Genomic DNA, 20,387 nt, shown 5'->3' with positions numbered 1-20,387 from the left:
GACGAATCTTCATACCGTGTGGTCATGAGCCACGCACCGCGTATCCGCACCGTACTGAGCTGCACCCTGCTGGTCCTGTCCCTCGGTGTGGGGGCTACGGGGTGCGGCGGGCCGGGCACCAACCCGCTGTCGGCCAAGCCGTACGACGCGGCGGGACAGGTCGGGTACAACGGCCCGGCGGGCAGTCAGAAGGCGGACCCGGGCAAGCCCCTGGAGGTCACCGCCAAGACCAAGGGCAGCCGGCTGACCGACGTCACGGCCGTCGACGGCAACGGACGCTATCTGGCGGGCGAACTCGCCGCCGACGGCAGCCGCTGGCACTCCACCGCCCCGCTGGTGGCCGGCGCGCACTACACCGTCAAGGTGTCCACGGAGAACGAGGACGGCTCCCCGGGGCTGCGCACCCTGACGTTCGACACCGCGGCCGTCAAGGACGCCATGGAGATCGAATTCGGCCCGGACGCGGGCAAGTACGGCGTCGGCCAGCCCATCACCGCGGAACTCAGCAAGCCGGTCAAGGACAAGGCGGCCCGCGCGATCGTCGAACGCGCCCTGAGGGTCGAGTCCACGCCCAAGGTGGAGGGCAACTGGTACTGGGTGGGCGACAAGATCCTGCACTACCGCCCCAAGGAGTACTGGCCCACCCACGCCACCATCAACGTCCACTCCAACCTGGAGGGCGTGAAGATCGCCGACAAGCTGTACGGCGGCCCCGCCAAGCCGTTGAAGATCACCACCGGCGACCGCGTCGAGGCCATCACCGACGCCGCCGGGCACTACATGACGGTCAAGCGGAACGGAGAAGTGATCAACACCATTCCGATCACCACCGGAAAGCCCGGATTCTCCACCCGCAACGGCGTCAAGGTCGTCCTGGGCAAGCAGTACTTCGTACGCATGCGCGGGGACACCGTCGGCATCTCGTCGAGCAGCTCGGACGGGTACGACCTGCCGGTCTACTACGCGACCCGGGTCACCTGGAGCGGTGAGTACGTGCACGCCGCGCCCTGGTCGGTCGGCTCGCAGGGCTACGAGAACGTCAGCCACGGCTGTACGGGCATGTCCACCGGCAACGCCGCGTGGTTCTTCGAGACCATCAACGAGGGCGACATCGTCAGGGTCGTCAACAGCGTCGGCGAGGACATGACGCCCTTCGACAACGGGTACGGCGACTGGAACGTGTCGTGGGACGAGTGGCGCGAGGGCAGCGTCCTGCAGGCCGACCTCAAGGCCGGGCAGAGCCGAGTGAACTCCGCCCGGCTGCGGCCGGGAGTGTGAGCTCAGGCACCCACGGACAGCCGCTTGCGCAGCAGGGAGGCCAGTGCCGCGGCGAATTCGACCGGTTCGACCGGAAGGGTCACCGCGGCGTCCGCGCGGCTCCAGGTGGCCAGCCAGGCGTCCTGCGGGCGGCCCATGAGGAGCAGTACCGGAGGGCACTGGAAGATCTCGTCCTTGAGCTGCCGGCACACGCCCATGCCGCCCGCGGGGACCGCCTCGCCGTCCAGGACGCAGACGTCGATGCCGCCGCGGTCCAGCTCCTTGAGGACCGCCGGCAGCGTCGCGCACTCCAGGTACTCGACCGGCGGCACGTCGGAGGCGGGCCTGCGCCCGGCCGCGAGCCGCACCTGAGCCCGGGTGTTCGCGTCGTCGCTGTAGACCAGAACGGTGGCGCTCGACTGCATGGATCCTCCGAAGGTCCGGCGTTTTCGCCGACGTTGGCTCATGAACCGATGCGCGGATGCTACTCCGTCCGACTGCCCGTCAACACCGGTTCGGACAGCCCTTCGATGGGCCGTTCGGGCCCTGCACACGCCGCTGACACACCGAACGGCACCCCCCGGAGTGAGGGCGGGATAAGCGACCGACATAATGTCGGTCGTGGCGACAGCAACGACAGTAGAAACCGGGCACGCGCACCCGTCGGTCAATCGGCCGAACCTCACCAGCGTCGGAACCATCATCTGGTTGAGTTCCGAGCTGATGTTCTTCGCGGCCCTCTTCGCGATGTACTTCACTCTGCGATCGGTAACGGGTGCCGCGCATTGGTCAGAGAAGGCCTCGGCCCTGAACCTTCCGTTCTCGGCGACCAACACCACGATCCTGGTGCTCTCCTCCCTCACCTGCCAGCTCGGCGTCTTCGCCGCGGAGCGGGGCGATGTGAAGAAGCTCCGCACCTGGTTCATCATCACGTTCGTGATGGGTGCGATCTTCATCGGCGGCCAGGTCTTCGAGTACACCGAGCTGGTGAAGAAGGACGGCCTCTCGCTGTCCTCGGATCCCTACGGCTCGGTGTTCTACCTGACCACGGGCTTCCACGGACTGCATGTGACGGGCGGTCTGATCGCCTTCCTGCTGGTTCTCGGCAGGACGTACGCGGCCAAGAGGTTCACCCACGAGCAGGCGACAGCCGCCATCGTCGTGTCCTACTACTGGCACTTCGTCGATGTCGTGTGGATCGGCCTCTTCGCCACGATCTACCTGATCCAGTAATCCGGGCCCGTAGGTCCGCACCACACATCCAGCATCGACGCAGAAGATCCTGACACCGGGGTAATCCGTGAAAAAGCTCTCCGCACGACGACGCCATCCGCTGGCGGCGGTCGTCGTCCTACTCCTCGCGTTGGCGGCCACCGGGGGGCTGTACACCGCGTTCGCGCCCGCGGGCAAGGCGCAGGCTGACGAAACCGCCCAGTCCCTCGCCATCGACGAGGGCAAGAAGCTCTACTCCGTCGGCTGCGCCAGCTGCCACGGAACCGGCGGTCAGGGCACCACTGACGGCCCGTCCCTGGTCGGCGTCGGCTCGGCCGCCGTGGACTTCCAGGTCGGCACCGGCCGCATGCCGGCGCAGCAGCCCGGCGCGCAGGTGCCGAAGAAGAAGGTCATCTACTCGCAGAGCGAGATCGACCAGCTCGCGGCGTACGTCGCTTCGCTCGGCGCCGGCCCCATCGCGCCGACCAAGGAGCAGTACAACCCGAACGGTGCGGACATCGCCAAGGGTGGCGAGCTGTTCCGCACCAACTGCGCCCAGTGCCACAACGTCACGGGTGAGGGCGGTGCCCTGACCAACGGCAAGTTCGCCCCCAGCCTGGCGGACGTGGACCCCAAGCACATCTACGAGGCCATGCAGACCGGCCCGCAGAACATGCCGTCCTTCCCGGACACGACGATGCCGCAGAAGCAGAAGCAGGACATCATCTCCTACCTGCACGCGGTCAACAGTGACCAGACCCCGAGCCCGGGTGGGCTCAAGCTGGGCGGGCTCGGCCCGGTCAGCGAGGGTCTGTTCGGCTGGATCTTCGGTCTGGGTGCCCTCATCGCAGTAGCCATCTGGGTCGCGGCCCACACCGCTAAGGCCAAGAAGTCATGAGTAGCCAAGAGAATTCCGAGAACCTGCCCGAAGCGCAGGCCACCGCGCACGGCGCGGTAGAGACGGCGGAGGACCCGTTCGCCGACCCGGGACTGCCGGCCCACAAGCCGCGCATCCAGGACATCGACGAGCGGGCGGCCAAGCGCTCCGAGCGCGCGGTCGCGTTCATGTTCCTCCTGTCGATGGTCGCGACGGTCGCCTTCATCGCCTCGTACGTGACGTTTCCGTCCGACAAGATCATCTACATCTTCCCGTTCGGGCATGTCAGCGCGCTGAACTTCTCCCTGGGTCTGACCCTGGGCGTCGCGCTGTTCTGCATCGGCGCGGGCGCGGTCCACTGGGCCCGCACCCTGATGTCGGATGTCGAGATGCCGGCCGAGCGCCACGAGATCGCGGCCCCGCCGGAGGTCAAGGCGCAGGTACTGGCCGACTTCAAGCAGGGCGCGGCCGAGTCCGGCTTCGGACGGCGCAAGCTGATCCGCAACACCATGTTCGGCGCGCTCGCCATGGTGCCGCTCTCCGGTGTGATGCTCCTGCGCGACCTGGGCACGCTGCCCGAGGACAAGCTGCGGCACACCATGTGGTCCAAGGGCAAGGCCCTGATCAACATGAACACCAACGAGCCGCTGCGTCCCGAGGACCTGACGGTCGGTTCGCTCACCTTCGCCAAGCCCGAGGGCCTGGAGGAGGACGCGCACGACTTCCAGACGCAGATCGCCAAGGCCGCCCTGATGCTCGTCCGGATCAAGCCGGAGGACATCAAGGACAAGCGCGAGCTCGAATGGTCGCACCAGGGCATCGTCGCGTACTCGAAGATCTGCACCCACGTCGGCTGCCCGATCTCTCTGTACGAGCAGCAGACGCACCACGTGCTCTGCCCGTGCCACCAGTCCACCTTCGACCTCTCCGACGGCGCCCGCGTCATCTTCGGCCCGGCCGGTCACGCCCTTCCGCAGCTGCGGATCGGTGTGAATGACGAGGGATACCTCGAAGCGCTCGGCGACTTCGAAGAGCCCGTCGGTCCTGCCTTCTGGGAGCGCGGATGAGCACCACGACAGACGCACGGCGCGAAGCGCCCGCCGGTGAGCGGATCGCGGACTGGGCGGACGGCCGGCTCGGGATCTACTCCCTGGCCAAGGCCAACATGCGCAAGATCTTCCCGGACCACTGGTCCTTCATGCTCGGCGAGATCTGCATGTACAGCTTCATCATCATCATCCTCACGGGTGTGTATCTGACGCTGTTCTTCCACCCGAGCATGAACGAGGTCGTCTACGACGGCTCGTACGTACCGCTGCAGGGCATGAGCATGTCCGAGGCGTTCAACTCGACCATGCACATCAGCTTCGATGTGCGCGGTGGTCTGCTGATCCGGCAGATCCACCACTGGGCGGCGCTGATCTTCCTCGCCGGCATGTTCGTGCACATGATGCGCGTGTTCTTCACGGGTGCGTTCCGCAAGCCGCGTGAGGTCAACTGGCTGTTCGGCTTCCTGCTGTTCGTCCTGGGCATGTTCACCGGCTTCACCGGTTACTCGCTCCCGGACGACCTGCTCTCCGGCACCGGCGTCCGCTTCATGGAGGGCGCGATCCTCTCCATGCCGGTGGTCGGCACGTACATCTCGTTCTTCCTCTTCGGTGGCGAGTTCCCCGGCGGGGACTTCGTGGCCCGGTTCTACTCGATCCACATCCTGCTGCTGCCGGGCATCATGCTCGGCCTGATGGTGGCTCACCTGATCCTGGTCTTCTACCACAAGCACACCCAGTTCGCGGGTCCGGGACGTACGAACAAGAACGTCGTCGGCATGCCGCTGCTGCCGGTCTACATGGCCAAGGCCGGAGGCTTCTTCTTCCTGGTCTTCGGTGTCATCGCGGCCATCGCGGCGATCGCCACGATCAACCCGATCTGGGCGATCGGCCCCTACCGTCCGGACCAGGTGTCCACCGGTGCCCAGCCCGACTGGTACATGGGCTTCTCCGAAGGCCTGATCCGTGTCATGCCGGGCTGGGAGATCAACCTCTGGGGTCACACGCTCGTCCTGGGCGTGTTCATCCCGCTGATGATCTTCCCGCTGGTCCTCGCGACCATCGCGGTCTACCCGTTCATCGAGTCCTGGGTCACCGGCGACAAGCGCGAGCACCACATCGCGGACCGGCCGCGCAACGCCCCGACGCGTACCGCGTTCGGTGTCGCGTGGATCACCTGGTACATGGTGCTGCTCATGGGTGGTGGAAACGACCTCTGGGCGACCCACTTCCACCTGTCGATCAACGTCATCACCTGGTTCGTCCGGATCGCGTTCTTCGTCGCACCGGTCCTCGCGTTCGTCGCCACCAAGCGGATCTGCCTGGGTCTGCAGCGGCGCGACGCCGAGAAGGTGCTGCACGGACGCGAGTCCGGCATCATCAAGCGGCTGCCGCACGGTGAGTTCGTGGAGATCCACGAGCCGCTGGACGCCGCCGCGCTCTACAAGCTCACCGCGCACGAGCAGTACAAGCCGGCCGAGATCGGCCCGAAGGTCGACGAGAACGGTGTCGCCCGCAAGGTGTCGCGGACGCAGAAGCTGCGCGCCAAGCTCAGCAAGGGCTACTACGGCGAGGGCAACCAGATCCCCAAGCCGACGGCCGAGGAGTACGAAGAGATCACGAGCGGCCACGGCCACCACTGATCCCTGCTTGACCTGACGGTCGCCACAACCGAGGCTCCGGCCCGGCCCCTGCACGGGGGCCGGGCCGGAGTCTTTTCCGCGTCCGCACTTCGGGCACGGACGCGGACCGCCCCGCGCCTCTCGATAGGCTGGCGGGCGGTATCCCGTCCTTTTGACCACCAGGAGCGAGCATGAGCGCTGTTACCCCCACCGGAGGCGACACCGTGGCGGCCTACTCCTGGCCGGGTGTCCTGGACTCGCTGCTGAGCGGCGCCGACCAGAGCGCGGACGCGACCGCCTGGGCGATGGACAGGATCATGCGCGGCGAGGCGACGAACGCCCAGATCGCGGGCTTCATGGTCGCGCTGCGCGCCAAGGGCGAGACGGTCGCCGAGATCACCGGCCTGGTGCGCACCATGTACGCGCACGCCAACCTGATCGAGGTGCCGGGCCCGAGCGTCGACATCGTCGGCACCGGCGGCGACGGCGCCAAGACCGTCAACATCTCCACCATGTCGGCGATCGTGGTCGCCGGAACCGGCGCCAAGGTCGTCAAGCACGGCAACCGCGCCGCCTCCTCCTCCAGCGGCGCCTCCGACGTCCTGGAGAAGCTCGGCGTCAATCTGAACCTGTCGCCGAAGCGGGTGGTGGAGGTGGCCGAGGAGGCCGGGATCACCATGTGCTTCGCGGTGAAGTTCCATCCCGCGCTGCGGTACGTGGCCGCCGCCCGCAAGGAGTTGGGCATCCGCACCACGTTCAACGTGCTGGGCCCGCTCACCAATCCGGCGAGGGTACGCGCCCAGGCGACCGGTGTCGCCGACGCGCGGATGGCGCCCATCGTGGCGGGCGTGCTCGCCGAGCGCGGCTCGTCCGCGCTGGTCTTCCGCGGTGACGACGGCCTCGACGAGCTCACCACCACCGCCACCTCGCGGGTGTGGGTGGTGCGCGACGGCGCCGTCCGCGAGCAGAGCTTCGACCCGCGCGACGTCGGCATCGAGCTCGTGCCCATCGAGGCACTGCGCGGCGGGGACCCCTCGTACAACGCGGAGGTCGTCCGCCGGCTGCTCACGGGCGAGAGCGGGCCGGTGCGGGACGCGGTGCTGCTGAACTCGGCGGCCGCGCTGGTCGCCCTCGAACCGGGCGAAGGGCCGCTCGCCGGGCAGATCGGCGCCGCGATGGCCAGGGCCGCCGAGGCCATCGACTCCGGGGCCGCCCGCGCCGCCCTGGAGCGCTGGGTCGCGGCCAGCAACGCCTGAACCGTACGTGATGTGACGCAGGGCGCAGTCCGGATCGCGGACTGCGCCTTGCGTACGTCGCGACGTGTGGCAGGATGCTTTTCAAGGTCATGAGTGACAGCGATTTAGGCCCCGGCTCGCTGTCCGGCAACCCTCCGTCCGTGGCGGGGTGCCCCGGGTGAAGACCAGGTCGTAGGCAGCAAGGCCTACGGCAAGCGCGGACCCCTGGACATCATCGGATGTCACAGCCCTGGGGTCCTGGTCCTCAAGGGAGCAGTCTCGTGAGCAAGCGAATGCGATAGGGCGTACCGCCCCTTTCTTCACCACCCTCCACGCCGCCCTTCTCCGGGCTGCGTGTTCGAGGTCAACACCCGTACGCGGAAAGGCAGTCGACCCCCCTCGATCGAGGCCGGGGCACGCCGTCGCACCCGGGATCCGAAGTCAACTCGCCTTTTCCTGCCGGGAGATACCGCCATGTCCGCACGCCCCGCCACCGCCGTCTCCGCCGCCGCTTCCGTCACCGACGAGTCCGCCGACCCCTGCTGTGCCGCGCCGCTGCCGGTGCTCGGCCGCGATGTCACCGTGCCGCTGGTCACCGGCGGCGAGGTGACCTACGCCGCCCTCGACTACGCGGCGAGCGCGCCCGCGCTGCAGCGGGTCTGGGACGACGTCGCCGCGTACGCCCCGTACTACGGCAGCGTGCACCGGGGGGCCGGCTACCTCTCGCAGCTCTCCACCGACCTGTTCGAGAACAGCCGGGCGGCGGTGGCGGAGTTCCTCGACTGCCGCCCCGGCGACCAGGTCGTCTTCACCCGCTCCACCACGGACTCGCTGAACCTGCTCGCCCAGGCCGTCCCGGCGAACTGCCAGGTCTTCGTCTTCGAGACCGAGCACCACGCCTCGCTGCTGCCCTGGCGGGACGCCCGGGTCACCTGCCTCAACGCGCCGCGCAGCCCGCACCAGGCGGTCGAGACCCTTGAGCGCGCGCTGGCCGACCGCGACCCCTACGGCCCCGCGCTGGTCTGCGTCACCGGCGCGTCCAACGTCACCGGTGAGCTGTGGCCGGTGCGGGAACTGGCTGCCGCGGCACACGCGCACGGCGCCCGCATCGTGCTCGACGCCGCCCAGCTCGCGCCCCACCACCCCGTCTCCGTACGGGAGTTGGACGTCGACTGGATCGCCTTCTCCGGGCACAAGCTGTACGCGCCGTTCGGCTCGGGCGTGCTCGCGGGCCGCGCGGACTGGCTCCAGGACTCCGAGCCGTACCTCGCGGGCGGCGGTGCGTCGAAGAAGGTCGCGCGGCGCACCGACGGCGGCGTGGACGTGGAGTGGCACACGACGGCCGCGCGCCACGAGGCCGGTTCGCCCAACGTCATCGGGGTGTACTCCATCGCCTCCGCCTGCAAGGCGCTCACCGAGGCGGGCTTCGACTCGCTGGTCGAGCGCGAGCGGCACCTGATCGCGAAGGTGCGCGAGGGGCTCGCCGCGGTGCCGGAGGTCAAGATCCTCTCGCTCTTCGGCGACGACGCGCCCCGGGTCGGCGTCATCTCGTTCGTCGTCGAGGGCTGGAACAGCTCGCACTTCGCGGCGGCGCTCTCGGCGGAGTACGGGATCGGCGTGCGGGACGGGCTCTTCTGCGCCCACCCGCTGGTGCGCACGCTGCTCGGGAGCGACCCGCAGGACCCGGGCGAGTGCGGCGCCCCGGAGGCCGAGCCGGGCGAGCTCTCCCTGAACGCGATCCGGGTGAGCTTCGGCGCGGGGACGCCGGACGAGCACGTGGACCGGTTCGTGGGGGCGGTACGGGAACTGGTCACCCAGGGCGCGAAGTGGCAGTACCGCACGGAGGGCGGCCGCTGCGTCCCGGCGGTGTAGCGCCGGGCCACGCCTACTGGGGGCTCCGCACCGGACCCCGCTCCTCAAGCGCCGGAGGGGCTTGATCTCGGCTGCCCCCCCGGGCAGGGGGGCTTACGAGTCCAGGCCGATGGCGAACGCGGCTTCCAGGTCGTGCTGCGAGTACGTACGGAACGCCACATGCGTGTCCGTGGCCTCGACGCCCGGGATCTTGCTGATGCTGCCGGGGATGATGTCCGCCAGGTCGTCGTGGCGGGCCACCCTGACCAGCGCGATCAGGTCGTAGGTACCCGTCACCGAGTACACCTCGCTGACGCTTTCGAGCGCCGCGATCGATTCCGCGATCTCGGGAATCCGGTCCACGCTGGTCTTGATGAGCACGATCGCGGTGATCACGGCTGGCTTTCTCCCTCGGTGGCGGCCGCACCCGCGGGCTTCACGGGCCTTCGGCGTTTCACTCTATCCGTCCGGCGGAAACGGGCCCACGCGTAGACGAAGCCGAGGCCGAAGCCGACGAGGTGCGCGAGGTAGGCCACCCCGGGCCCGGCCGAGGCGCTGCGGATCGCCAGCCACTGCAGGGCGAACCAGAAGACGAGGACCATCCAGGCGGGAAAACGCAGCGGCAGGAACAGCAGGAACGGGAAGATGCTGGTCACCCGGGCCCGGGGGAAGAGGCAGAGGAAGGCGCCGAGCACGGCCGAGATGGCCCCGGACGCCCCCACCAGGGTCTGCTCCGAGCCCGAGTGGGCCGCCGCGTACGCGAACAGGGCGAGATAGCCGCTGCCCAGATAGAACAGGGCGAACTCCACCGGGCCCATGCGTTCCTCGGTCATCGCGCCGAAGACGTACAGGAACAGCATGTTGCCGAGCAGATGCAGCCAGCTGCCGTGCACGAACAGGGCGGTGAGCGGGGTGAGCAGGGTGCGCGGCCGGCCCGCGAGGAGTTGGCCGGGGATGACGCCCCAGCGGGCGAAGTAGTCGCTCTGGGCGCTGAGGATCGCGTCGCCGGTTCCGTGGCCCGGGTTCAGACCGGAGGCCGGGCTGACCGCGAAGAGCAGACAGCAGGCGGTGATCAGCCCGTACGTCACGGTCGGTCCCCGCACCGCACCCCTGAGGATCACCGCTCCCCGCCACTTGACCATGGGGAGAGAATGGCCCAAAAGGGGCTATCGGTACAGACCGCCTCGCCGTGTCGGCGGTCGACGGGTAGGCCGTAGGGTTACGGGCAATACTCCCGCAGTTCGACGGCGCACCGCGAGATCCTGGACCATGGAAGTGGAAAGAGGACGGCACCACATGACCACCGTTCCCCAGCCGACCGCCGACACCCGGTGGCGCTGCACGCTCTGCGGAAACCTCACCCGTTTCGATGTCACCCGCTCGTCGAAAGTGGTCGAGTACGTCCATCTGGACCTTGCCGGAGAGCCCAAGGTGGAGGAACGCGAGGTGGTCAGTGAGACCATCGAGTCGGTTCGCTGCCGGTGGTGCAACGCGGTGGACCGGATCGAGCTGGTGGACCGGCCGGGCACCGACTCGGCGAGCGCTTCCTGAGGAGTGCTCCGGAAGCGGTACGGATGACAGTTGGGGTGACGGATTGTGGAGCGTGCAAGCGGTGCTGAACCGGCCGCTTCGGCCGGTGACGGCCCCGCCGAGGTGCTCGACCGCCCGCTGCCCGAGGGCGTGCGGCGCCGGGTCGTCGCCTTCGTCTCGGAGGCGTTCGGCGGCCTGACCGTCGCCGAACTGCCCGGACAATTGCGGCAGTACGCCCGTTTCACCCCGACCCGGCGCGCCAAGTTCGCCGGCAACGCGATGGCCGCCGCCCTGGAGAGCGACCCGGTGTTCCGGCAGCGGATCGGCGAGCGGCTCAAGGAGTCCCAGCCGGAGCTCGCGGGGGCCGTCGAGGCGGGCTCGCCGCCCGCGGCCGCCGACCCCGTGGACGTGGCGGCCGCCGCCTATGTGCTGCGCCCCACCGGCTGGGTGAAGCTGGTCGCCGCGGCCGGCGAGGAGGCCCAGCGGGCGGACGCCGAGCGGGCCGACGAGGAGGGCCGGCGCGAACTGGACCGGCTGCGCGAGGAACTCGCCGAAGCCCGCGCCCAGATCAAGTCGGATAGCGAACAACTGCGGACGGAACTGATCGCGGCGCGCAAGGAAGCCGAAACGCTCCAGCGCAAGCTGCGCAGCGCCCTGAGCGATGTGAAGCGCGGCGAGGCCGCCCTGCGCAAGACCACCTCCGAGATCGACGGCATCAGGGGCGAGGCGGCCGCCCGGGTGGCCGCCGCCGAGAGCGAGACCCGGCGGCTCAAGACGCGGCTCGGCGAGGCCGAGTCGGGCCTTGAGGCGAGCCGGCGCGCGGTGCGCGAGGGGCGCTCCGTCGAGGACATGCGGCTGCGGCTGCTGCTCGACACCGTCCTGGAGAGCGCCCAGGGCCTGCGGCGCGAACTCGCCCTGCCGCCCGCCTCGGTGCGCCCCGCCGACACGGTGGACGCGGTCGCGCCGGGCACCATGACGCCCAAGGACATCGCGGCCCGCGCGCTCTCCGAGACCGACCCGGCGCTGCTCGACCAACTCCTCGCGCTGCCCCAGGTGCATCTGGTCGTGGACGGCTACAACGTCACCAAGACCGGCTATCCCACGATGCCGTTGGAGAAGCAGCGGCTGCGGCTGCTCGGCGGGCTCTCGGTGCTCGCCGCCCAGACGGGCGCCGAGGTCACCTGCGTCTTCGACGGCGCGGAACTGGCGGCTCCGGTGCTGCTCGCACCGCCCAGGGGCGTCCGGGTGCTGTTCTCCAAGCCCGGGGTGACCGCGGACGAGCTGATCCGTCAGCTGGTGCGCGCCGAGCCCTCGGGGCGGCCCGTGGTGGTCGTCTCGACGGACAAGGAAGTCGCCGACGGCGTCGCGAAGGCGGGCGCGCGCCCGGTCGCCTCCCTGCTGCTCCTGAAGCGTCTTTCGCGGGTCTGACGCATTCCGGGCGTTCTGGCTGTTCTAGCCGTTCTGTTAACTCCTGTGTTCAATGCCCGAATTCGGGTGATCGCTGTCGAGCACTCCGTCAAGTGCCAACTACTACGCGTGCGATGACAGTAAAGAATCCTCTCGGTGACCGATTTTTTTGCCGTCAGGATTTGAACTGATCACAGGATGGTCACTAGGGTCGGGCCTCGTACCTTCATGCGGTTGATCACTCGTCCGGGGTGGCCGTGAGGGTCCCGCCGAGTCAGCAGTGTTCGGCGGCTGAGGAAGAAGGAGCTCGCCTTCGTGGCGTCCCACCGTCGACCCAAGCCCGCGAGCCGCACCCGCGTGACCGTGCTCTCCGCGACCGCCGCCGCTGTCGTCGCCATCACCTCGCAGGCCGCCCACGCGGACCCCAAGCCTTCCAAGGACGAGGTCAAGAGCAAGGTCGACAAGCTCTACGCGGAGGCCGAGCAGGCGACCGAGGCGTTCAACAACGCCAAGGAGAAGCAGAGCCAGCTGGAGAAGCAGGTCGGCCAGATCCAGGACAAGGTCGCCCGCGGCCAGCAGGAGCTCAACACGCTCCGCAGCGGCCTCGGTTCGATGGCCTCGGCGCAGTACCGCTCCGGCGGCATCGACCCCTCGCTCGCGCTCTTCCTCTCCTCCAACCCGGACGACTTCCTGGACAAGGCCTCCTCGCTCCAGCAGCTGAGTGCCACTCAGACCGAGGCGCTCCAGAAGATGCAGGGCAAGCAGCGCTCCCTCGCACAGGAGCGCAAGGAGGCCCAGGACAAGCTGAAGGAGCTCGCCGACACCCGCAAGGTGCTCGGCGACAAGAAGCAGGAAGTCCAGGGCAAGCTCAGCGACGCGCAGAGCCTGCTCAACTCGCTGACCGCGCAGGAGAAGGCGTCGCTCGCGGCCGACGACGCCCGCGCCAACCGCTCCTCCGCCCGCCCGGACCTCGGCCACGACGTGCCCGCCTCGCAGGTCGGAGCCGCCGCCCTCCAAGCGGCCGAGGGCATGATCGGCAGGCCGTACCAGTGGAGCGCCACCGGCCCCGACTCCTTCGACTGCTCGGGTCTGACGGGTTGGGCCTACCGCCAGGCCAACGTCCAGCTGCCGCGCACCTCGCAGGAACAGGCCAACGCGGGCACCCGGATCGGCCGCAGCGAGCTCAAGCCCGGCGACCTCGTGCTCTTCTTCGGCGACCTGCACCACATAGGCCTGTACGCCGGCAACAACACGGTGCTGCACGCGCCGAAGCCCGGTGCGTACGTGCGCTACGAGTCGATGGACAACATGCCGTTCGAGTTCGGCGTGCGCGTCGGCTGACGCACCTTTCCCCGGTCAGTCGCAGGCATCGCCCGAACGGGCGAATTGCGGCAACTCGGGCTGACGCCACGCCCCGCCGGTGACCTGTGTTCTCCGGTGGGGCGTCACTCTGTGCGGGCAGCGGGGTCGTTGGCCGCCGGGTATCCGCCCGGTTACTGTCCGGCGTGCGGTTCCCCCGGTGACTCGCCGCCCGCCCCGGGCGGCAGGGGCCGCACGCAGTGCAAGGGAGTGCGGCATCCGTGGCGTCCCATCGCCGGTCCTCGCAGTCCGGCCTCACCCAGAGCGCCCGCGTCACCGTCCTTTCGGCCGCGGCCGCAACGGCGGCGGCCCTCGCGGCGCCCGCGGCGAGTGCCGACCCGCATACGCCGGGTTCCTCGGGGCAGGCCAAGGTCGACCGGCTCTTCGCGGAGGCCGAGCAGGCCACCGAGCAGTACGACAAGGCCGATGAGCGGACCGGCCGGCTGCGCGACGAGGTGAAGCGGGCGCAGGACGCCGTGGCGCGCGGCCAGGAGCGGATCAACCGCATGCGGGGCGCGCTCGGCGCGCTGGCCGGTGCGCAGTACCGCTCCGGCGGCATCGACCCCTCGCTCGCGCTGCTCCTGTCCGCCGACCCGGACACCTATCTCGACCGGGCCGCCGCCCTCGACCGGCTGAGCAGCCATCAGAGCGGCGCGCTCCAGGAGCTCCAGTACGAGCAGCGCCGCCTCGCGCAGCAGCGGGCGGAGGCCGGCCGCACACTGGCCGCGCTGGAGCGCAGCCGCGGCGAGGTCGCCCGGCACAAGCGGACCGTGGAGGCGAAGCTGGCCGAGGCGCGCCGGATGCTGAACGCGCTGCCCGTCGACGACCGGGCCGCCTTCGACCGCGCCTCCCGCTCGGGCGGCATGGACCTGCCCGCGCTGTCCGGCGCGGCGCCCGCCTCCTCGCGGGCCGCGGCGGCCGTCATGGCGGCCCGCTCGGCGATCGGCCGACCGTACATCTGGGGCTCCAACGGGCCTTCCGGATTCGACTGTTCGGGCCTGATGCAGTGGTCGTACGCGCAGGCCGGCATCGGTCTGCCGCGCACCTCGCAGGAGCAGCGGTACGCGGGCCACCAGGTGCCGCTCTCCGAGGCGAGACCGGGCGACCTGGTGGCGTACCGCGACGACGCCAGTCACATCGCCATGTACATGGGCAACGGCCAGGTGGTGCACGCCCCGTATCCCGGGGCGCCGGTGCGCTACGACCCGGTGGGGATGATGCCCGTCTCCTCGGTCACCCGCGTCTGACCGTACGATCGGCGGGTGGCAGGTCAGGGACGCGGTCGACAGGTGCGGCGCGGGCGGGCGGCGGGATGCGGGCTCGCCGCACTGCTGTTCCTCGCGGCCTGCTCGGCGCCCGGACCGGCCCCCGACGCCACCGTCGGCGAGGTGCAGCAGCTGTTGGACCGGCGGGCGGCGGCGGTGCTCAAGCACGACGAGGGCGGCTATCTGGCCATCGTCGACCCGGCGGCGACGGGGCTGCGGCAGGCCCAGCGCACCGAGTTCGGCAACCTCGCGCAGGTGCCGCTCACGTCCTGGACGTACAAGGTCAACGGGGTGGACCGGCAGGGCGGGGCGGTCACCGCGAAGGTGGACCTGCGCTACCGGATCGAGGGCTACGACACCGCTCCCGTGACCGCCGCCCGCACCCTCACCCTCGACCGGCAGGGCGGTCACTGGTACGTCGCAGGGGACCGGCCCGCCCAGGGCGCCGCCCAGATGCTGTGGCAGCAGGGCCGGGTCACCGCCGTACGCGGCAAGCACAGCCTGGTGCTCGGGGTGGGCCAGGACGCGGCGCAGCTGCACGGGATCGCGGACACCGCGGACTCGGCCGTGCCCGAGGTGTCGGCCGCCTGGCCCCGCCGGTGGGCGGGCCGCGTCGTCGTCCTCGTACCCGCGTCGCTCGACGGGATGGCCGCGCTGCTCGGGGCGCCCGCCGCGTCCTACCGGGGGATCGCCGCGGTGACCACCGGCGAGGCGGGCGGCGCGGCGGCGGCCCCCGCGGACCGGGTGATCGTCAACCCGGAGGCGTACTCGGTCCTCGGCGATCTGGGCCGCCGGGTCGTGCTCACCCACGAGACCACCCATGTCGCCACCCGCGCCCACACCTCGCCCGCCACCCCGATGTGGCTCTCGGAGGGGTACGCGGACTGGGTCGGCTACCGCGACACCGGCCGCACCGCCCCGCAGGCCGCCCCCGAACTCCAGCAGGCGGTCCGCGCCGGTGACCTCCCCGCGGACCTGCCGACCGACGCCGACTTCGGCTTCGACGGCGGCGCGGACCGGCTCGCCAGGGCGTACGAGGGCGGCTGGCTGGCCTGCCGCCTGATCGCGGCCCACTGGGGCGAGGCCACCCTGGCCCGCTTCTACACCAAGGTGGGCGACCAGCCGCACCGCGAGGGCGCAGTGGAGAAGGCCATGACCGAGGAACTCGGCCTGTCCCCAAGGGAGTTCACCACGATGTGGCGCGCCTACGTACGCGACCAGCTGACCTGATCACCCCCGACCCAGCTGCTCGACGGCCTCGGCGAGCCACTTCGTCTCCTCGGCCGCCGTGGCCCGCGCGATCCGCAGCATCCCGTGCCGGAACAGGTCCGGTACCTCCTCGGCCGCGACGGGCCGGCCCTCGCGGTAGAAGAAGCTGGAGGGGGTTTCCAGGAACATCTGCCGCCGCTTGAGGACGGCGGCCTGTTCGGCGGGGTCGGGGAGGTGGCGCAGGAACGCGAGCAGGGTGAAGAACCGCTGCCCGTCGGTGATCTCGACATCCTTGGGGTGCCGCAGCCGCTCCAGGAGATCGGCGCGGCCCGCGTCGGTGAGCGAGAGGATGCGCCGCGGCGCGGCCCCGCTGCCCGGCTCGGTGCGCTGCTCCAGAAGGCCCGCCTTCACCAGCCGCGTGATCGCCGGGTAGAGCGCCCCGTCGCTGACCGGCCGGATGTGCCCGCTGAGCCCCTTGATGCGCTCCTTGAGCTCATAGCCGTGCAGGGGCTCCTCGTACAGGAACCCCAGGATCGACAGCTCCAGCATGCGCGCCCCTCGTCTTGTCCGGTTGCCCTGCGTCATGGTACCTCTTATCGAGCTACCTCGAATCGAGGTACAGCGAAACGAGGGGATGGGTCATGGGGGCGGCTGCTCATCGCAAGCGGCTGGTGGCGCTCGCGCTTCCGGTCTACTTCGAGCTCCTGGCCGGGGTCACGGCCGGAATCATCAACATGGTCTGGGTCGCGCGGCTCGGCGGGGACGCGGTCGCCGCGGTGGCCGTCGCGACCAACACCGAGAACGTGCTGCTCGGGGTCGTCCTCATGGCCGGTTCGGGGACGACCGTTCTGGTCGCGCGGGCCAGGGGTGCCGGGGATCCGGGCGGGGTGCGGGCGGCCGTGCGGGGCGGGTGGGGGCTGTGGGCGCTTGTCACGCCGGTCGTCGCGGTGGGCGGGTACGCGTGCCGGGAGCCGCTGGCCCGTCTGGTGCTCGGTGGTGGCGGCGGGTCCGCGCTCCCGCTCGCCACCGGGTACTTCTCCGTCGCGCTGCCCGGCATGGCGGTCTTCTTCGCCACCAACGTCGTGGACGGCATCCTCAAGGGCGCGGGCGACACCCGCACCCCGATGCGCCTCGCCCTGCTCGCCAACGGGCTGATCCTCGGTCTCGACCCGCTGCTCATCCTGGGGTTCGGCCTGGGCGTGCGGGGCGCCGCCATCGCCACGGTGCTCGGGCGGGCGGCCGCGCTGGGGTGGGGGCTCGCGGCGCTGCGGCGCAACGCCGTGCTGCGCGCGGCCGGGCCCTCGCCGCGCGGACTCGCCGCCGATCTGCGCCGCACCTTCAGGACCGGCCTTCCCATGTCGGCCGACTTCGTGGTGCGGATGGCCGGGGCGCTCGTCCTGGTCGCCGTGGTCGCCCGGATCGGCGTCGCCGAGGTCGCCGCGTACGGGATCGCCACCAAGGCGATGTACGTGGCGACCATGGCCTTCTACTCCGTACGCCAGGCCGCCGCGATCCACACCGCGCAGCTGCTCGGTGCCGGGCGCGACGAACGGTGGGCCGTCGGGCGGGAGGCGCTGCGCATGTCGGGGGCGGTCGGGCTCGGGGCGCTCCTCGTGCTGTCGGCCGCCGCGCCCTGGATCATGGCGGCGTTCGGCGCGCGGGGAGAGGTGGCCGACGCGGGGGCGCTGTATCTGCGCTGCCTCGGCCCCTGTCTGGTGCTGCTCTCCTGCTACATCGCGCTCGGCGGGATCTTCGAGGGCAGTGGCGGCAGCCCGCTTCTGGCGCGGATCACCGGGTGCGGGGTGGTGCTTCAACTGGTGCTCGCCCAGGGGCTTTCGGGGCTGGGGCTGCCCGGTGTCTGTCTGGGGACGGCGCTGGCCATGGCCGTTCAGTGTGCCGCTGTCGTGCGGCTCTGGCGGTGTGTGCGGGGTCAGGAGGTGCTTGACGGTTCGGTTGTGCGGGCCGGTTGGTGGGGGAGGGGCGGGTGGTTGCGGGCGGTGGCCGTCGACTGCCACAGGCGGTGGCAGGACAGCAGGCACGCGGTGATCAGGAGGCCGTTGCGTACGGCGAGGAGGAGGATGCCCAGCCAGTCGCCGGCCACCACGTGGGAGAACCAGATCGGGAACTCCAGGAGCGTCACGCCGGTGGCGACCAGGACGAGTTGGGCGGGGCGGGTCATCGGGCCGCGGCGGAAGACGAGGCACACCGCGGCCAGGCCGACCAGCCACAGCAGGTACTGGGGGCTGATGACCCGGCTGGTGGTGGTGAAGAGCAGCACCGCGGTGAAGGCGGCGTCCGCGAGGGTGCTCGGACGCAGCGGGCCCCGGGCCCTGACCCGCCAGAACAGCAGCCAGCCGAAGGCGAGCGCGCTCAGTGCCAGCGCGAGGGCGGACACCAGCGGGACGTACGGTCCCAGGAACTCCACCGAGCCGTAGTTCAGCTGCACCCGGCCCGGCCAGCCGAAGTGCCGGGCCACCTGGAAGACCAGTGCTCCCAGCGACTCGACCTCCGTGCCCCGGTCCCGCTGGAAGGCGAGGAAGGCGAACGCGCCCGGCGCCGCCGCGACGCACGCCACCGAAAGCCCGGCCGCGGTGACGGCGGCGGCCGACCAGGCCCGGCGCGGGGCGCGCACCAGCAGCAGCACCGGCCACACCTTGAGCAGCGCCCCGAAAGCGGCGAGCGCCCCGAGGACCCGGGGACGGCGGGCGCCCGCCAGCAGCGCCGCGACGGCGACGGCGGTCACCATCAGGTCGTAGCGGGCGTACGCGGTCGGGCCGAGCAGCGGCACGCCGACGGTCCACACCCAGGCGCCGTTCAACGACTTGCCGGGGCGCCCCGCCGCGTACGTCAGGAGGGCGAAGACCAGTGCGTCGGCGAGGAAGGCGAGCACGAAGAAGGCCGAGGCGTAGCCGAGGAAGGGCAGCGCCCCGGGGGAGAGGATCGCGAGCGCCGCGGCCGGCGGGTACTGCCAGGTGACGTCGTCCAGCGGGTACGTGCCGGTCTGCAGGACCTGGGACCAGCCCTGGTAGATGACGTGCACGTCGCTGGTGACGTCCGGGCCCGGCAGCACCGCCACCCGGAACACGCAGAGCAGCAGCAGACAGCGGGTCGCGGCCCAGGTGGCCGCCACGGCGAGGGTGCGCCGGGGGATGCTCATGAGGTCCGCCTCGTCCTCGTTTCGGGGGCCGGAGTCAGCCATGATGCCGGGTGCGGACGGGCGCCGGCCGTCAGACGGGGCCGCGCCGCGCCGCGCCCGCGGGGTGCCCGTCGCGTTGTGCGGCCCGCCTCGCGAGCTGCGGGTTGCGTCCCGCCGGTCCAGTCCGCGAGCTGCCCTTTCGGTTCCGCGCCCCGCGTTGGGTACTGTCGGCGGCGATGCACAAGACCCTGATCGTGACCAATGACTTCCCGCCGCGCCCCGGCGGGATCCAGGCGTTCCTGCACAACATGGCGCTGCGGCTGGACCCCGAGCAGGTCGTCGTCTACGCCTCGACGTGGAAGCGGAGCCGGGAGGGCATCGAGGCGACCGCCGCCTTCGACGCCGAGCAGCCGTTCACCGTCGTACGGGACGCCACCACGATGCTGCTGCCGACGACCCGGGTCACCCGGCGGGCCGTCGGGCTGCTGCGCGAGCACGGCTGCTCCTCGGTGTGGTTCGGGGCGGCGGCGCCGCTCGGCCTCATGGGGCCCGCGCTGCGCAGGGCCGGCGCCGAGCGCGTGGTGGCGACCACGCACGGGCACGAGGCGGGGTGGGCCCAGCTGCCCGCCGCGCGGCAGCTGCTCCGGAGGATCGGCGAGGGCACGGACACGATCACCTATCTGGGTGAGTACACCCGGTCCCGGATCGCGGGCGCGCTGACCCAGCAGGCCGCGGCCCGGATGGTCCAACTCCCGCCCGGCGTCGACGAGAAGACCTTCCACCCCGGCTCCGGCGGCGACGCCGTACGCGAACGGCTCGGGCTCGCCGACCGGCCGGTGGTGGTCTGCGTCTCGCGGCTCGTGCCGCGCAAGGGGCAGGACACCCTGATCCTCGCCATGCCGGCGGTCCTCGCGCAGGTGCCGGAGACGGTGCTGCTCATCGTCGGCGGCGGGCCGTACGAGGCCGAGCTGCGCAAACTCGCGGCGGACACCGGGGTCGCGGCCTCCGTGCGCTTCACCGGCGCGGTGCCCTGGGAGGAACTGCCCGCGCACTACGGGGCGGGCGACGTGTTCGCGATGCCGTGCCGCACCCGGCGCGGCGGCCTGGACGTCGAGGGCCTCGGCATCGTGTACCTGGAGGCGTCGGCGACCGGCCTGCCCGTGGTCGCGGGCGACTCGGGCGGCGCACCGGACGCGGTCCTCGACGGCGAGACCGGGTGGGTCGTGCGCGGCGACGTCCCGCAGGACTCGGCGGACCGCATCGTGACCCTGCTCCAGGACGCCGAACTGCGGCGCCGCATGGGGGAGCGGGGCCGCGAGTGGGTCGAGGAGAAGTGGCGCTGGGATCTCCTGGCGGAGAAGCTGAGGGGGCTGCTGTAAGG

18 protein-coding genes, 1 pseudogene and 1 riboswitch are annotated in these 20,387 nt (G+C 70.9%); of the genes and pseudogenes, 14 read left to right on the top strand and 5 right to left on the bottom strand.

Going from position 1 to position 20,387, the window contains the following annotated elements; all coding sequences use genetic code 11:
• Positions 1-24: 24 nt before the first annotated feature.
• A complete protein-coding gene (locus ACIQ8J_RS01865; protein ID WP_403263800.1) occupies positions 25-1,278 on the top strand; it encodes an Ig-like domain-containing protein in 1,254 nt (417 codons plus the stop codon).
• 2 nt (positions 1,279-1,280) lie between these two features.
• Here ACIQ8J_RS01865 and ACIQ8J_RS01860 read toward each other — a convergent pair whose 3' ends face one another.
• Positions 1,281-1,682 (bottom strand): hypothetical protein, encoded by a 402-nt coding sequence (locus ACIQ8J_RS01860; protein ID WP_403263798.1) that lies wholly within the window; start codon positions 1,680-1,682, stop codon positions 1,281-1,283.
• Positions 1,683-1,869: 187 nt separating this feature from the next.
• Between ACIQ8J_RS01860 and ACIQ8J_RS01855 the strand changes: the two genes are divergently transcribed.
• The 6 genes from ACIQ8J_RS01855 to ACIQ8J_RS01830 all read left to right on the top strand — a co-directional run bounded on the left by ACIQ8J_RS01855 (position 1,870) and on the right by ACIQ8J_RS01830 (position 9,121).
• Complete coding sequence (locus ACIQ8J_RS01855) at positions 1,870-2,490, top strand: heme-copper oxidase subunit III (RefSeq protein ID WP_399049900.1); 621 nt, start codon at positions 1,870-1,872, stop codon at positions 2,488-2,490.
• 67 nt (positions 2,491-2,557) lie between these two features.
• Positions 2,558-3,367: a c-type cytochrome gene (locus tag ACIQ8J_RS01850; protein WP_403263796.1), complete on the top strand. Its 810-nt coding sequence runs from the start codon at positions 2,558-2,560 to the stop codon at positions 3,365-3,367.
• Positions 3,364-4,413, top strand: coding sequence for a Rieske 2Fe-2S domain-containing protein (locus ACIQ8J_RS01845; protein ID WP_403263794.1), 1,050 nt, complete (start codon positions 3,364-3,366; stop codon positions 4,411-4,413). Before ACIQ8J_RS01850 ends, ACIQ8J_RS01845 begins: the two co-directional genes overlap by 4 nt.
• The gene (locus ACIQ8J_RS01840) at positions 4,410-6,035 is read left to right on the top strand and encodes a cytochrome bc complex cytochrome b subunit (RefSeq protein WP_403263792.1); all 1,626 of its coding nucleotides are present in this window, start codon (positions 4,410-4,412) and stop codon (positions 6,033-6,035) included. Before ACIQ8J_RS01845 ends, ACIQ8J_RS01840 begins: the two co-directional genes overlap by 4 nt.
• A 170-nt stretch (positions 6,036-6,205) precedes the next feature.
• On the top strand, positions 6,206-7,270 hold the full coding sequence (trpD, locus tag ACIQ8J_RS01835) for an anthranilate phosphoribosyltransferase (RefSeq protein ID WP_403263790.1): 1,065 nt from the start codon (positions 6,206-6,208) through the stop codon (positions 7,268-7,270).
• A gap of 85 nt (positions 7,271-7,355) precedes the next feature.
• Positions 7,356-7,473: riboswitch (SAM riboswitch) on the top strand.
• A 250-nt stretch (positions 7,474-7,723) separates the two neighbouring features.
• Positions 7,724-9,121 (top strand): aminotransferase class V-fold PLP-dependent enzyme, encoded by a 1,398-nt coding sequence (locus ACIQ8J_RS01830; RefSeq protein ID WP_403263788.1) that lies wholly within the window; start codon positions 7,724-7,726, stop codon positions 9,119-9,121.
• A gap of 93 nt (positions 9,122-9,214) precedes the next feature.
• On the opposite strand, the gene ACIQ8J_RS01825 is transcribed toward ACIQ8J_RS01830, so the two are convergent.
• Both ACIQ8J_RS01825 and ACIQ8J_RS01820 read right to left on the bottom strand, forming a co-directional pair.
• Positions 9,215-9,496, bottom strand: coding sequence for an Lrp/AsnC family transcriptional regulator (locus tag ACIQ8J_RS01825; RefSeq protein ID WP_399049890.1), 282 nt, complete (start codon positions 9,494-9,496; stop codon positions 9,215-9,217).
• Entirely contained in the window at positions 9,493-10,242 is a 750-nt protein-coding gene (locus ACIQ8J_RS01820; protein ID WP_403263786.1) for a rhomboid family intramembrane serine protease, read from the bottom strand. The genes ACIQ8J_RS01825 and ACIQ8J_RS01820 overlap by 4 nt, the downstream gene beginning before the upstream one ends.
• Before the next feature lie 154 nt (positions 10,243-10,396).
• Here ACIQ8J_RS01820 and ACIQ8J_RS01815 point away from each other — a divergent pair, with 154 nt between their 5' ends.
• From ACIQ8J_RS01815 to ACIQ8J_RS01795, 5 genes are all read left to right on the top strand, one after another.
• Positions 10,397-10,651: a hypothetical protein gene (locus tag ACIQ8J_RS01815; protein ID WP_403263784.1), complete on the top strand. Its 255-nt coding sequence runs from the start codon at positions 10,397-10,399 to the stop codon at positions 10,649-10,651.
• A 45-nt stretch (positions 10,652-10,696) separates the two neighbouring features.
• Positions 10,697-12,058 (top strand): NYN domain-containing protein, encoded by a 1,362-nt coding sequence (locus ACIQ8J_RS01810; RefSeq protein ID WP_403263782.1) that lies wholly within the window; start codon positions 10,697-10,699, stop codon positions 12,056-12,058.
• 294 nt (positions 12,059-12,352) lie between these two features.
• Positions 12,353-13,378 (top strand): NlpC/P60 family protein, encoded by a 1,026-nt coding sequence (locus tag ACIQ8J_RS01805; protein ID WP_403263780.1) that lies wholly within the window; start codon positions 12,353-12,355, stop codon positions 13,376-13,378.
• Between the two features lie 239 nt (positions 13,379-13,617).
• Positions 13,618-14,643 carry an NlpC/P60 family protein gene (locus ACIQ8J_RS01800; protein WP_403263778.1) on the top strand — a complete coding sequence of 342 codons (1,026 nt, stop codon included), beginning with the start codon at positions 13,618-13,620 and terminating at the stop codon, positions 14,641-14,643.
• A 15-nt stretch (positions 14,644-14,658) separates the two neighbouring features.
• Positions 14,659-15,891 (top strand): hypothetical protein, encoded by a 1,233-nt coding sequence (locus ACIQ8J_RS01795; protein ID WP_403263776.1) that lies wholly within the window; start codon positions 14,659-14,661, stop codon positions 15,889-15,891.
• On the opposite strand, the gene ACIQ8J_RS01790 is transcribed toward ACIQ8J_RS01795, so the two are convergent.
• Positions 15,892-16,419 (bottom strand): PadR family transcriptional regulator, encoded by a 528-nt coding sequence (locus tag ACIQ8J_RS01790; RefSeq protein ID WP_403263774.1) that lies wholly within the window; start codon positions 16,417-16,419, stop codon positions 15,892-15,894.
• A gap of 92 nt (positions 16,420-16,511) precedes the next feature.
• Between ACIQ8J_RS01790 and ACIQ8J_RS01785 the strand changes: the two are divergent.
• Positions 16,512-17,789 (top strand): annotated as a pseudogene (locus tag ACIQ8J_RS01785) (MATE family efflux transporter); the annotation flags it as partial.
• 11 nt (positions 17,790-17,800) lie between these two features.
• Here ACIQ8J_RS01785 and ACIQ8J_RS01780 read toward each other — a convergent pair.
• On the bottom strand, positions 17,801-19,027 hold the full coding sequence (locus ACIQ8J_RS01780; RefSeq protein ID WP_403263772.1) for a glycosyltransferase 87 family protein: 1,227 nt from the start codon (positions 19,025-19,027) through the stop codon (positions 17,801-17,803).
• Positions 19,028-19,242: 215 nt separating this feature from the next.
• Between ACIQ8J_RS01780 and ACIQ8J_RS01775 the strand changes: the two genes are divergently transcribed.
• Positions 19,243-20,385: a glycosyltransferase family 4 protein gene (locus tag ACIQ8J_RS01775; protein WP_403263770.1), complete on the top strand. Its 1,143-nt coding sequence runs from the start codon at positions 19,243-19,245 to the stop codon at positions 20,383-20,385.
• The last annotated feature ends 2 nt before the right edge of the window (positions 20,386-20,387 follow it).

Origin of the sequence: Streptomyces sp. NPDC094147, assembly GCF_044764265.1 — a bacterium.
In the GTDB taxonomy this organism is placed as follows: Bacteria; Actinomycetota; Actinomycetes; order Streptomycetales; family Streptomycetaceae; genus Streptomyces.
This window is presented reverse-complemented; position numbering and strand designations above follow the sequence as displayed.

What these genes read in the sequence shown, in the direction of transcription:
- ACIQ8J_RS01865 (WP_403263800.1), top strand. Translation starts at nt 25, where the DNA reads ATGAGCCACGCACCGCGTATCCGCACCGTACTGAGCTGCACCCTGCTG.
- ACIQ8J_RS01860 (WP_403263798.1), bottom strand. Translation starts at nt 1,682, where the DNA reads ATGCAGTCGAGCGCCACCGTTCTGGTCTACAGCGACGACGCGAACACC.
- ACIQ8J_RS01855 (WP_399049900.1), top strand. Translation starts at nt 1,870, where the DNA reads ATGTCGGTCGTGGCGACAGCAACGACAGTAGAAACCGGGCACGCGCAC.
- ACIQ8J_RS01845 (WP_403263794.1), top strand. Translation starts at nt 3,364, where the DNA reads ATGAGTAGCCAAGAGAATTCCGAGAACCTGCCCGAAGCGCAGGCCACC.
- ACIQ8J_RS01840 (WP_403263792.1), top strand. Translation starts at nt 4,410, where the DNA reads ATGAGCACCACGACAGACGCACGGCGCGAAGCGCCCGCCGGTGAGCGG.
- trpD (WP_403263790.1), top strand. Translation starts at nt 6,206, where the DNA reads ATGAGCGCTGTTACCCCCACCGGAGGCGACACCGTGGCGGCCTACTCC.
- ACIQ8J_RS01830 (WP_403263788.1), top strand. Translation starts at nt 7,724, where the DNA reads ATGTCCGCACGCCCCGCCACCGCCGTCTCCGCCGCCGCTTCCGTCACC.
- ACIQ8J_RS01820 (WP_403263786.1), bottom strand. Translation starts at nt 10,242, where the DNA reads ATGGTCAAGTGGCGGGGAGCGGTGATCCTCAGGGGTGCGGTGCGGGGA.
- ACIQ8J_RS01815 (WP_403263784.1), top strand. Translation starts at nt 10,397, where the DNA reads ATGACCACCGTTCCCCAGCCGACCGCCGACACCCGGTGGCGCTGCACG.
- ACIQ8J_RS01790 (WP_403263774.1), bottom strand. Translation starts at nt 16,419, where the DNA reads ATGCTGGAGCTGTCGATCCTGGGGTTCCTGTACGAGGAGCCCCTGCAC.
- ACIQ8J_RS01780 (WP_403263772.1), bottom strand. Translation starts at nt 19,027, where the DNA reads ATGAGCATCCCCCGGCGCACCCTCGCCGTGGCGGCCACCTGGGCCGCG.
- ACIQ8J_RS01775 (WP_403263770.1), top strand. Translation starts at nt 19,243, where the DNA reads ATGCACAAGACCCTGATCGTGACCAATGACTTCCCGCCGCGCCCCGGC.